The organism is Thermomicrobiales bacterium (genome assembly GCA_037045155.1).
In the GTDB taxonomy this organism is placed as follows: Bacteria; Chloroflexota; Chloroflexia; order Thermomicrobiales; family CFX8; genus JAMLIA01.
Genome location: JBAOIG010000005.1, coordinates 1 through 12,771, shown reverse-complemented (window position 1 = coordinate 12,771; position 12,771 = coordinate 1). Strand labels below are relative to the sequence as shown.

Below are 12,771 nucleotides of genomic sequence, written 5' to 3'. Positions count from 1 at the left end.
GACAGACTCTGTTTGCTGGCGCTCGATTCGCCTGCTGCGCTCGTCGTGGCAACAGAATCAGAGCGGCCGCACCCCGGCGCAATGGCGGGCGCGCTCGCGACAAACCTTCAATGGGAGGATCTGGTTGACACCCGAACGACCACCGAACAGGCAGCGTCAGCGGCCCTGGCCCAGTATCAGTTGGCGATATAGTCTGCTGTTGGTGCTGCCGCTGCTGGGATTTCTGATTACCTTCATGTTCCGTGCCGGCGACCCGAGCGGACTGTCGGGCGTTGTGAAAGACGCCTACACCGGGAAGCCAGTTGCTGGCGCATCCATTTCAACGGCGAATGGCACCGTAGTGACCGACGCGAACGGCAAGTTCGCGATGGGCAACGGGATCAGCGGCACGGTTACTGTAACGCACCAGAACTACGCAGGCACCGAGGTCGCGATCCTGCCGGGCCAGGGCAGCGTCGAGGTGCTGCTTCGCCCTACGACAATCGCCGGCACGGTAACCAATTCGCAATCAGGAGACCCGATCGAGGGGGCAGTCGTTCTTCTCACTCGCAAAAACGGGCAGACCGTCTCAGTGAACACGGACAAGGACGGACGTTACCTGCTTGCCGATGTTGATGATGGAGACACGCTCTCTGTCCAGATGGAGGGGGTAACGGTTGCGACGGAGCGAATTGGCAAAGATGCGAGGCTGAACTTTCAGATTCGCCCGGATGTCCTGACAGGAGTCATCACGGACGAGAATGGAACACCGGTTGCCGGGGCAGTGGTCAGTGTGGGTGAAGCAACAGCGACGACCGCCGCAGACGGAGCCTATCGGCTGCCGGGGGTGCCCGAGAAGGGGACGATCATAGTCCGGCGGACGGGATTCAAGGACGCCACGGGCGAGCTCGATAAGTCCCTGAGGTTCGACGCCAAGCTCGTTGATAACCGTATCAAGGCGATTTACGTTAGCGCGCAGATTGGCGCAAGTGACGAGCTCTGGGCCGAGAAGCTGCAGATTGCGGAGACGACCGAGATCAACGCGATCGTCCTCGACCTCAAGGATTCGACGGGACATGTCTTCTACAACACGAACGTTCCGATGGCCGCAACAATCGGAGCGAAGGATCCCAAGCTGGATGTCCAGAAGCGGCTCAAGGAGATGAAGGATCGCGGGATATACTCGATCGCCCGGATTGTCTGCTTCGAGGATCCCCTGCTCGCCAACGCCCGCTCCGACCTGGCAATCCACGATTCGACAACCGGCGGGCTGTGGACGACGTGGAATGGCCTCGCCTGGGTCAACGCACATCAGCGCGAGGTCTGGCAATACAACATTGACCTGGCGGTTGAGGCGGCGAAGCTTGGCTTCGACGAAGTTCAGCTTGACTATATCCGGTTCCCGTCCGATGGCCTGCTGGAGAATGCGGACTACGGGGACCAGTACGCGAACGAAACGCGGCTGGAAGCGATTACTGGTTTCCTTGGCCAGATGCAGTCCGCGATGAAGCCAACGGGCTCGCTGCTGGCAGTCGATATTTTCGGCCTGACGATGTGGGACGATGGAGATGGCGGGATTGGCCAGAACTTCGCGGCGATCGCGCCTCTCGTCGATATCGTCTGCCCGATGATCTATCCCTCGCATTTCTATCCCGGTGATCTCGGTCTTGATATTCCGAACAACCATCCGTACGAGGTGATTTACAGTAGTCTCACCAACGGCGCCGCGAAAGTGCCTGATGCGGCCTACAAGCTGCGCCCGTGGCTTCAGGACTTCTCGTATGGTGAAGGTATCGACTATGGTGATGCCGAGGTGGCCGCGCAGATCAAGGCAGCCAACGACTTCGGTGGGAACGGATGGATGCTCTGGAGCCCCAGCAACGAGTATCACGTGGGAGCGCTCGCGCCGAAGTAGATCATCACGACCACCAACCCGTGCTGACGCCGGCTCGGCTGCCGCTGCTGGCGCTCGCGCAATTGCTTCGCCCGCGGCAGTGGACGAAGAACGTGGTTGTGTTCGCTGCGATCGTTTTCGATCACAAGTTGGCACAACCTGGGCAGTTTCTCGTTGTGATCGGCGCTTTCGTGGCGTTCTGCATGGCAAGCAGCGCGATCTACGTGATCAACGATCTCAAGGATGCCGAGTCCGATCGGCTCCACCCAGCAAAGCGTAATCGGCCGATAGCGTCAGGCGCGGTTTCACCACAGCTCGCGTTGGGAACCGCGACGCTGTTGTTGGCGGTCGCGCTGCCGTTGGCGATCGCTCTGCATCCTGCATTCGGCCTTGTCGTGTTCGCCTACGTGGCGCTAATGGTCGCCTATAGTCTGTTCCTCAAGCACGTCGTGATCCTCGACGTCTTCTCGATCGCGGCGGGATTCGTCCTGCGCGCCGCCGGGGGAGCAGTCGTGATTGGTGTGCCGATCAGTCCCTGGCTTTACGTCTGCACAATCCTGCTCGCGCTCTTCGTCGGGTTCGGCAAACGACGGCACGAGCTGCTCTTGCTCGATATGGCGGCCGGATCCCACCGGCGCAACCTCGATGAGTACTCAGCTGAGCTGCTCGATCACTTCATCCTCATTTCCGCGGCGGCAACCGTGATGGCGTACTCGCTCTACACGTTCGTTGCAGAGTCGCTTCCGGACGATCACTCGATGATGCTGACGATTCCGTTCGTTCTCTACGCTCTCTTTCGCTACCTGTTCCTCGTCCATCGACGCGACGCAGGGGGATCACCAGAGCAGACGCTCCTGAGCGACTTCCCGCTTCTAGGCTGCATCGTTGCCTGGGGAGTCGTGACAATCGTTATCCTGTATCGCTGAAACGATCCTCGCCGGCTCTCGATACTTGAGTCGAACCTTGTCAACTTTCCACGTACGTGCTAGACTAACCCTGTCATCGTGACGCTCGAGGTCTGCGTATTGCGACTCTCAGGTCAGGTTGATTTGTGTGCTACCGAGCGAGCCGAAGGATCCTGGTGATGTATGTGATGCGCAATCGTGGCGGCCGAAATATCCAGCGCATTCAGTATGAGATGGAAGATACCTTCCAGACGATGCTGGGGAGCCGGCCGGTTGGTGTCAGGTTGACGCCTGGCATGCTGGCAGCATGGCGGCCTCCGGTCGAGGTATACGAAACTGACGTCGAGCTCGTCGTTCTGGCGGAGATCGGCGGCATCGCGAATGTGCAGGTAGAGGTATCGATTGACGACCAGGTTCTGGCGATTCGCGGTGAACGCGCGCCACTCCATTGTGAGGAGCGGCGGAGAATCCATGCGATGGGCATTGCCTATGGACCGTTTGCGGCCGATATCTTCGTTCCCTTCGCGGTCGATCACGACGCCATTCGCGCGGATTACGATGCTGGCATCCTGACGATTCGATTACCCCGCGCAGCAGCGACGAAAATCCCCGTGAAGGCCACCACTCTCGATCTGGAAACGAACGAGTAGGCGGCGCGACGAGGTGAATGGAACCAACCCATTGGATACAAAGGAGACTAGCGTGACTGACGAGCAGAAGCGCTACGATGAGGCTGTTGCTGCGGACGCCGAGCCGCAGCCCGCCTCTTCGGATGAGCCGAATTCCCAGCCTTCCGACCCGATCGGCGAACAATCGGCGCTGCCGGTACTGCCGCTGCGCGGGACCGTTGTGTTTCCGATGACGGTCGTCCCGTTGGCTGCCGCACAACCCCGCTCGCTACGGTTGATCGATGCCGTCGCATCGGGTGACCGGACGGTTGTCCTTGTTCTGCAAAATAACGCCGAACAGGATGCAGCAGGCCCTGGCGAGACGCGGATGATCGGCACCCTGGCGACGATCCACCAGATGATGCGAGTGCCGGACGGCACAGTGCGTCTGGCCGTTCAGGGGGTCAAGCGCGTACGGATTGTGAACTGGGTCGATGAAGAGCCGTATCTGACGGCGATTATCGAAGACCTGCCCGAGCACGACACGGACGACATCGAGACACAGGCACTGATGCGCTCGACAGTTGAGCTGTTCCAGCGCCTCGTCAGCCTCGTGTCGAACCTGCCGGACGAGCTCGTTACGACCGCCCTCAATGTCGATGAGCCACTCCAGCTGGTGTATCTCATCGCGACCAATCTGCGCATGGATCCGGACGAGCGCCAGATCCTTCTGGAGTACGACTCGGTTCGCGACAAGCTGACACATCTGAGTCGATACATGGCAAAGGAGCTTGAACTTCTCGAGCTCGGCAAGAAGATCCAGGGGGACGTTCAGGAAGAGGTCCAGAAGTCGCAGCGGGATTACTACCTTCGCGAACAGCTCAAGGCGATTCAGCGCGAGCTGGGCGAGGGCGACGGCCAGGAGGCCGAAGTTCAGCAGTTGCGCGAGCAGATCGAGAAGGCCGGCATGCCCGAAGAGGCGCGCCGCGAGGCTGATCGCGAGCTGGATCGGCTATCGAAGCTTCAGCCAGCCTCAGCCGAGTATGGCGTGATCAAGACCTATCTGGACTGGCTGGTCTCGCTACCCTGGAATATCTCGACTGAGACTGACATCGATATCCAGAAGACGCGCGAGATTCTGAATCGCGATCACTACGACATGGAAAAGGTCAAAGACCGTATCCTGGAGTATCTGGCCGTTCGCAAGCTGCGACGCGATCACGCCGCTGGCGGCGAGCCAATCGACGCGAGAGAGCCGATTCTGTGCTTCGTTGGTCCTCCGGGTGTTGGCAAGACCTCACTTGCGCAATCGATTGCCGATGCGCTCGGGCGAAAGTTCACGCGAATGTCGCTGGGCGGCGTGCGCGACGAAGCCGAAATTCGAGGACATCGACGGACGTATATCGGCGCCATGCCGGGACGAATTGTCCAGGCGATCCGACGGGCCGGCACGAACGATCCCGTCTTTGTCCTTGACGAGGTGGACAAGCTCGGCGCTGACTGGCGTGGCGATCCGTCGTCTGCCTTGCTGGAAGTTCTGGACCCCGAGCAGAACGACACATTCAGAGATCACTATCTCGACGTCCCATTCGATCTCAGCAACGTGATGTTCATCACGACTGCGAATCTGCTCGACCCGATCCCCGGGCCTCTGCGCGATCGGATGGAGATCATTCACCTCACCGGGTACACGGACGAGGAGAAGCTGAACATCGGCCAGCGCTTCCTGGTGCCGCGTCAGCGCACCGCGAACGCGCTCGGTGAGTCAGCGCCGGCCTGGGACGATGCCGCGGTTCTCAGTGTGATCCAGGGCTACACTCGTGAGAGCGGAGTTCGAAATCTGGAGCGTGAGATCGGGACAGTCTACCGGAAGGTCGCGACGCGCCTGGCCGCAGACGAGTCTGTTCCGGCGGCGATAACTCCCGAGCTTGTGCGGGAATACCTGGGCCGCCCTCGATTTTTCTACGAAGAGCTCGAGACGCGCACGGCGCAGCCCGGAGTTGCCATCGGTGTTGGCGTGTCGGCGGTTGGCGGGGACATCATGTTCATCGAGACGACCTCGATGGATGGCCGCGGCAACATGACGATTACTGGCCAACTTGGGGATGTAATGCGGGAGTCCGCGCAGGCAGCCATGTCGTTCGTCCGGTCGCGAGCACGAGACCTTGGCATCGACTCTGGGCGGTTCAAGGATCTGGATATCCATATCCACGTTCCGGCCGGCGCGACACCGAAGGATGGACCATCGGCTGGTGTTGCGCTGACGGTGGCGCTCGTCTCGCTCCTGACCGGTATTCCCACTAACGAGAACGTCGCTATGACCGGCGAAGTCTCACTACGTGGTCAGATTCTTCCGGTTGGTGGAATCAAGGAGAAGGCGCTCGCGGCGCACCGAGCTGGCGTCACGACGTTCATCCTGCCGCGTCGCAACGAGGGTGACCTCGACGACCTGCCGGCCGGTCTACGGGACGAGTTGCGGTTTGTGCTCGTTGACACGATCGATGACGCGCTCGATGTCGCGATGCCTCAGTCATTCCAGCAGCAGCGGGCTGCCACGGCGCCGCCGATCGGCATTCCCGACGACGAGCGTATGGTGGCGCACGTGAGTGCGTAGGAACACCCCACAGTTATCAACTCCGGGGCACGAGGGGCGGCGACAGAGCCGCCCCTCGTGTTGTTGTTTGACAGAGGAAATCAGGAGTTGTCGCGTGACAGTCGAGCCTGTTGAACAAGCGCCACAAATGGCTTGAGGTGTTCGGGGCGTTCGCGGAACATCATCTCCGGATGCCACTGAACGCCGAGGATCCACCGGCCGGCTGACGCAGAGACAGACTCCACGATCTCGTCGGGGGCAACCGCGTCGATCGATAAGCCGGGGGCGATGTCCTTCAACGCCTGGTGGTGGAACGAGTTGACCTCGATCGTGTCTGCCTCATACGTGCGTGCAAGGACCGACCCGGGAGTAACCGCCACCGTGTGCCCCGGTTCCTCCTTACGGATGCCTTGCTCCTGTTGCCGGTGTTCGATCTCCGTCGAATATTGGCCGGGGATGTCCTGGATGAGCGTGCCGCCGAGCGCAACGTTCAACACCTGGACGCCGCGACAGATACAGAGCGTGGGAATATCGCGGGCGACCGCCTCTCGGGCGAGTGCCAACTCGAGCGCATCGCGCCCCGGGTGGATGCCGTAGGTGGCCTCATGCAGGGTGTCGTCGCCGTAGAGTATCGGGTCGATATCGCCACCACCACTCAGGAGCAACCCGTCGACGATCGAGAGAATCTCATCGATGTTGCCGGCCTGTGGCGGGATAACGAGCGGCACCCCGCCGGCCGCTTCCACCGCCTCCGTGTAGGTCGTCGAGATCGCGTATCGATCGAAGGAACCGTGCGGCTGGGAATCCTCCATAGGGGATGGTGTGATGCCAATCACTGGCTTTCGTTGAGGCATACTGTCCGATTCCTCCTCGTGTCAAAACGGGCGATGATCCATGAGGATCCATCGTACCGTGGAGTTGGGAGGAATAGTAGACGTGGGCGGTCGTTCGCGATATACTGCGTGTCGCAAGGCCGGTGTGGGCGCTGCCCGAGCGCCGTGGCCGCTGGTCGCGTTTCGTACGGGTGCCGAAAGTCCCCTTGACACTCTCGTGAGTGCGAGATAGACTGCTCGGTGCGCTTGACGAGGTCTTGCGTGGCCCCGATCTTTCGGGGCAGAGCACCTTGCCAACTGAGCCGTGATGCCAACGTGCGGGCGAGTGACTAATGTGGAGTGGGGTCTGTGTGCTGAAGTCAGGCACAGAATCACGAAGCAGGACACGAGTCACCGGGGCGCAGTGATGCGTAGCCGGGACGAGTCATGATGGAGAGTTTGATCCTGGCTCAGGATAAACGCTGGCGGCGTGCCTAATGCATGCAAGTCGAACGGGAGCGCCTTCGGGCGTCGACCGTGGCGGACGGGTGAGGAGCGCGTAGCTAACCTGCCCAGGTGTGGGGGATAGGCCTCGGAAACGGGGTGTAAGACCGCATACGCTCATCTCTGGGGACGGAGGTGAGGAAAGGCCCTTTCGGGGGTCGCGCCTGGAGGGGGCTGCGTCCGATTAGCTAGTTGGTGGGGTAATGGCTTACCAAGGCGGTGATCGGTCGCTGGTCTGAGAGGACGACCAGCCACACGGGGACTGAGACACGGCCCCGACTCCTACGGGAGGCAGCAGCAAGGAATTTTCCGCAATGGGCGAAAGCCTGACGGAGCAACGCCGCGTGCGGGAGGACGCCCTTCGGGGTGTAAACCGCTTTTCGGGGGGACGAAGGAAGTGACGGTACCCCCGGAAGAAGGCCCGGCTAACTACGTGCCAGCAGCCGCGGTAAGACGTAGGGGCCGAGCGTTGTCCGGAATTACTGGGCGTAAAGGGCGCGCAGGCGGCCGGTCGCATCGGCGGTGAAAGCCCCCCGCTCAACGGGGGAGGGTTCGTCGAGATGGACTGGCTGGAGGCAGGGAGAGGGCGGTGGAATTCCGGGTGTAGTGGTGAAATGCGTAGAGATCCGGAGGAACACCAGTGGCGAAGGCGGCCGCCTGGACCTGACCTGACGCTGAGGCGCGAAGGCGTGGGGAGCGAACGGGATTAGATACCCCGGTAGTCCACGCAGTAAACGATGGGCACTAGGTGTGGCGGGAGTTGACCCCTGCCGTGCCGGCGCTAACGCAGTAAGTGCCCCGCCTGGGGAGTACGGCCGCAAGGCTAAAACTCAAAGGAATTGACGGGGGCCCGCACAAGCAGCGGAGCGTGTGGTTTAATTCGACGCAACGCGCAACACCTTACCAGGGCTTGACGTCCACCGAATCCTCCTGAAAGGGAGGAGTGCCTTCGGGAGCGGTGAGACAGGTGCTGCATGGCTGTCGTCAGCTCGTGTCGTGAGATGTTGGGTTAAGTCCCGCAACGAGCGCAACCCTCGTCGCTAGTTACCATGGTGTGTCTAGCGAGACTGCCGGACCAAACCGGAGGAAGGTGGGGATGACGTCAAGTCAGCATGGCCCTTACGCCCTGGGCGACACACACGCTACAATGGCCGGGACAGTGGGCTGCCAAGCGGTAACGCGGAGCCAATCCCCCAAACCCGGTCTCAGTTCAGATTGAGGGCTGCAACTCGCCCTCATGAAGGCGGAGTTGCTAGTAACCGCGGATCAGCATTGCCGCGGTGAATATGTTCCCGGGCCTTGTACACACCGCCCGTCACGTCATGGAAGCCGGCAACACCTGAAGTCGGTGGGCCAACCGCAAGGAGGCAGCCGCCGAGGGTGGGGTTGGTGACTGGGACGAAGTCGTAACAAGGTAGCCGTAGCGGAAGCTGCGGCTGGATCACCTCCTTTCTAGGGAGCCGGATCCGGGTCTCGAGTCATCGAGGACGGATCCCTTCCAGGTCAACGGTCGCACCGCGAGTCACCCGCCGCCGTCATCCACCATCCCACGCCTGACGAGCCCCGGCACAAACCGGGGGGAGGGCCTGGGCGGATGGGGTCGGACGGGGAGGGGCGACCACACACTGACCGCAGACACTGAATCCGCTTTTCAAGTTTCTGGTTCGCACGGGGGCATCACGGCTCAGTTGGCACGGCGCCAGCGCGTGGCTTCAGCCGGAGCCACGGCCTGGGGGCGTTTAGCTCAGCTGGTTAGAGCACACCCCTGATAAGGGTGAGGCCCGTGGTTCGAGTCCACGAACGCCCACCGCTGTTCCCGGACAGGGAAGGCGGGCGGCGAGTGGAGTCGTCGAGACGGGGCTGTAGCTTAGTTGGGAGAGCGCCGCCTTTGCACGGCGGAGGTCCGGGGTTCGAATCCCCGCAGCTCCACCGGCACCTTACCAAGTGGAGGATGCGCGCGACGACAGCCAAGCCGGGCTGTCGATCGTGTGAGGACTGCTGGCAGGTGGCCGGCGTGGTCGACCGGGTGGCCGGGAGACGCGCGAGGCGCGTGCTGGTGGTGGAGAGAACGTGGGACGCGGGAGACGAAGAAGAACCGCGTCGAAGGCACACGGTGGATGCCTTGGCGCCTGCGGCCGATGAAGGACGTGGCCACGCGACGATACGCCTCGGGGAGCGGCGGGCACGCAATGATCCGAGGATGTCCGAATGGGGCAACCCGGCGGAGGTGGACCTCCGTCATCCCCGGCTGAACACATAGGCCGGGTGAAGGGCACCGGGGGAAGTGAAACATCTGAGTACCCCGAGGAAAAGAGAGTATTCCCGGAGTAGTGGCGAACGAAACGGGAGAAGCCGAAACCAGACGGCTGGCACAGCCTGCCGGCGATGGTCGTCTGGGGTTGGACGGGCCTGGAGCGGGGGCGGCAGCACCCGCACCGAGTTATCAATCCGCCGCTTACCCGAAGGCCACTGGAACGGGCCACCGAAGAGGGCGAGCGTCCCGTAGGGGAAAAGCGACGGACTCGGTCAGGAATCCGGGAGTACGGCGGGACACGTGATATCCCGCCGGAAGCAGGGGGGACCACCCTCCAAGGCTAAATACCGCAGGCGACCGATAGCGAACAGTACCGTGAGGGAATGGTGAAAAGCACCCCGGCGCGGGGAGTGAAATAGATCCTGAAACCGTGTGCCGACATACTGTCAGAGGCTGTTGCCCGGCCTACGGGACGGGCAGGCTGATGGCGTGCTTTTTGTAGAACGAACCGGCGAGTGACCGTCTGTGGCGCGGTTGAGGGAGTGATACCCGGCGCCAGAGGGAAACCGAGTCCGAACAGGGCGAGCGATAGCTTCGGCTATCACGTCGCGGGCGGTCGACCCGAAACCAGGTGATCTACCCATGGCCAGGGTGAAGCGCGTGTAAGAGCGCGTGGAGGCCCGCACCGACGTCTGTTGCAAAAGGCGCGGATGAGCTGTGGGTAGGGGTGAAATGCCAAGCGAACCTGGAGATAGCTGGTTCTCCCCGAAATGGCTTTAGGGCCAGCCTCGATGTCAGGCGACGCCGGAGGTAGAGCACTGGATGGGCGATGGGGCTTCCCGCTTACTGACCCCAACCAAACTCCGAATGCCGGCGCCGATCCATCGGGAGTGAGACGGCGGGAGCTAAGTTTCGTCGTCGAGAGGGAAACAGCCCGGACCGCCGGCTAAGGTCCCCAAGTCTGGCCTAAGTGGACAAGGCTGTCAGCGTGCACAGACAACCAGGAGGTTGGCTTAGAAGCAGCCACCCTTGAAAGAGTGCGTAATAGCTCACTGGTCGAGTGCGCTGGCGCCGACAATGTACCGGGGCTCAAGGCCAGCACCGAAGCCGCGGATAGGATGCAGCAATGCATCGTATGGTAGGGGAGCGTCGTCGTCAGCAGAGAAGGTCGAGCGGGAGCACGGCTGGAGCGGCGACGAGTGCGAATGCCGGTATGAGTAGCGCAAGGGCGGTGAGAATCCGCCCCACCGAATGCCCAAGGGTTCCGCAGCCATGCTGATCAGCTGCGGGTGAGTCGGGCCTAAGCCGAGGCCGCAAGGCGTAGGCGATGGACAACGGGTGAATATTCCCGTACCACAGATCCCCGTTACGAGCGATGGGGGGACGCAGGGCGGCAGGCCCAGCGGAGCAATCCGTCCAAGCCGGTAGGGAGCCGCGGGAGGCAAATCCCCCGCGACGATGACCGAGAGGCGATGGCGAGGTCGGGGGACACCCCGGCCAAGTGGGTTGGGCCTGAACTGCCAGGAAAAGCCTCTAGCCAGGTGATCTGTGCCCGTACCGCAAACCGACACAGGTGGGCAGGTCGAATAGACCAAGGTGGACGGGAGACCCCTCGTTAAGGAACTCGGCAAATTACCACCGTAACTTCGGGAGAAGGTGGGCCCCGGTACCGTGATGGTTCCTCGCGAACCGGAGCGGGAGGGGGTTGCAGTGAAGCGGCCCAGGCGACTGTTTACCAAAAACACAGGTCTCTGCGAACGGGAAACCGGACGTATAGGGGCTGATGCCTGCCCAGTGCCGGAAGGTTAAGGGGAGGGGTTCACGCTCTGAACCGAAGCCCCGGTAAACGGCGGCCGTAACTATAACGGTCCTAAGGTAGCGAAATTCCTTGTCGGGTAAGTTCCGACCCGCACGAAAGGCATAACGATCTGGGCGCTGTCTCAACGAGGGACCCGGTGAAATTGAACTGTCCGTGAAGATGCGGACAACCCGCGGCAGGACAAAAAGACCCCGTGGAGCTTTACTCCAGCTTGCCATCGGGCGTAGATCTGGCTTGTGTAGGATAGGTGGGAGCCAATGAACCCGGGACGCCAGTCCCGGGGGAGGCGGCGGTGAAATACCACTCTGGCCAGGTCGGCGCTCTCACCTGCGGCCGTTATCCGGCGCGGGGACAGTGGCTGGCGGGGAGTTTGACTGGGGCGGTCGCCTCCTAAACAGTAACGGAGGCGCCCAATGGTCCCCTCAGGCCGGATGGAAATCGGCCGGAGCGTGCACTGGCAGCAAGGGGGCTTGACTGCGAGGGTGACCACCCGAGCAGGGACGAAAGTCGGGCAGAGTGATCCCACGGTCCCGCGTGGAAGGGCCGTGGCGTAACGGATAAAAGCTACCCCGGGGATAACAGGCTGATGTTGCCCAAGAGTCCATATCGACGGCAGCGTTTGGCACCTCGATGTCGGCTCGTCTCATCCTGGGGCTGGAGGCGGTCCCAAGGGTTGGGCTGTTCGCCCATGAAAGAGGTACGCGAGCTGGGTTCAGAACGTCGTGAGACAGTTCGGTCTCTATCCGCCGTGGGCGCATAGAAGGTTGCGGGGGGCTGGCCCTAGTACGAGAGGACCGGGCTGGACAGACCGCTGGTGTGCCAGTTGTCGGACATCCGGCAGCGCTGGGTAGCTACGTCTGGCAGGGATAACCGCTGACAGCATCTAAGTGGGAAGCCCACCCCAAGATGAGCCTTCTCATCATTACAGAGTAAGACCCCCGGAAGACGACCGGGTTAAGAGGCGGCCGGTGGACAGCGGGTAACCGACTGGAGCCAAGCCGTCCTCATGGTCGAGGGCGGTTCTTCTTCCCCCTCCCACACACACACCCCACCCCACTCTCCACCACCACCACCGCCCACGCGCGTCTCCCGACCACCACGGCAAACCCACGCCATCTATACCACCACCAACTGACGAGCCGGGGGTGGGCGTGGCCCAGAGCGCCCGGGCCCCACCCCGTCCCATCCCGCACCGGGTCGTGCCCCCGGGCAGCGCCGGAGAGTACTGCGCGGGCAACTGCGTGGGAGGCGAGGCCGTCGCGCCCACCCCCGACTCGTCATCACCAACACCCACCCTCACACACACGCATCCACCACCACCACCGCGGGGTGGAGCAGCGGCAGCTCGTTGGGCTCATAACCCAAAGGTCGCAGGTTCGAATCCTGCCCCCGCTACTACCTAC

At 62.0% G+C, this 12,771-nt stretch carries 5 protein-coding genes, 3 tRNA genes and 2 rRNA genes; 9 read left to right on the top strand and 1 reads right to left on the bottom strand.

Going from position 1 to position 12,771, the window contains the following annotated elements; translation table 11 throughout:
- The first annotated feature begins 202 nt into the window (after nt 1-202).
- From V9F06_10250 to lon, 4 genes are all read left to right on the top strand, one after another.
- A complete protein-coding gene (locus tag V9F06_10250) occupies nt 203-1,894 on the top strand; it encodes a putative glycoside hydrolase (protein ID MEI2617986.1) in 1,692 nt (563 codons plus the stop codon).
- Nucleotides 1,837-2,799 carry a decaprenyl-phosphate phosphoribosyltransferase gene (locus tag V9F06_10245; protein MEI2617985.1) on the top strand — a complete coding sequence of 321 codons (963 nt, stop codon included), beginning with the start codon at nt 1,837-1,839 and terminating at the stop codon, nt 2,797-2,799. Before V9F06_10250 ends, V9F06_10245 begins: the two co-directional genes overlap by 58 nt.
- Nucleotides 2,800-2,957: 158 nt before the next feature.
- A complete protein-coding gene (locus V9F06_10240) occupies nt 2,958-3,428 on the top strand; it encodes an Hsp20/alpha crystallin family protein (GenBank protein ID MEI2617984.1) in 471 nt (156 codons plus the stop codon).
- A 52-nt stretch (nt 3,429-3,480) separates the two neighbouring features.
- The gene (lon, locus tag V9F06_10235) at nt 3,481-6,000 is read left to right on the top strand and encodes an endopeptidase La (protein MEI2617983.1); all 2,520 of its coding nucleotides are present in this window, start codon (nt 3,481-3,483) and stop codon (nt 5,998-6,000) included.
- 80 nt (nt 6,001-6,080) lie between these two features.
- On the opposite strand, the gene V9F06_10230 is transcribed toward lon, so the two are convergent.
- The gene (locus V9F06_10230; GenBank protein MEI2617982.1) at nt 6,081-6,833 is read right to left on the bottom strand and encodes a gamma-glutamyl-gamma-aminobutyrate hydrolase family protein; all 753 of its coding nucleotides are present in this window, start codon (nt 6,831-6,833) and stop codon (nt 6,081-6,083) included.
- A 405-nt stretch (nt 6,834-7,238) separates the two neighbouring features.
- On the opposite strand from V9F06_10230, the gene V9F06_10225 reads away from it, so the two are divergent.
- From V9F06_10225 to V9F06_10205, 5 genes are all read left to right on the top strand, one after another.
- A 16S ribosomal RNA gene (locus V9F06_10225) occupies nt 7,239-8,747 on the top strand.
- Nucleotides 8,748-9,028: 281 nt separating this feature from the next.
- Nucleotides 9,029-9,102: transfer RNA gene (locus V9F06_10220), tRNA-Ile, on the top strand.
- A gap of 49 nt (nt 9,103-9,151) precedes the next feature.
- Nucleotides 9,152-9,224 (top strand) — tRNA-Ala (locus V9F06_10215).
- Between the two features lie 161 nt (nt 9,225-9,385).
- Nucleotides 9,386-12,395, top strand: a 23S ribosomal RNA gene (locus V9F06_10210).
- Together the 16S and 23S rRNA genes with 3 tRNA genes alongside form the textbook arrangement of a ribosomal RNA operon.
- Nucleotides 12,396-12,691: 296 nt before the next feature.
- A tRNA-Met gene (locus V9F06_10205) sits at nt 12,692-12,763 on the top strand.
- Nucleotides 12,764-12,771 lie beyond the last annotated feature (8 nt).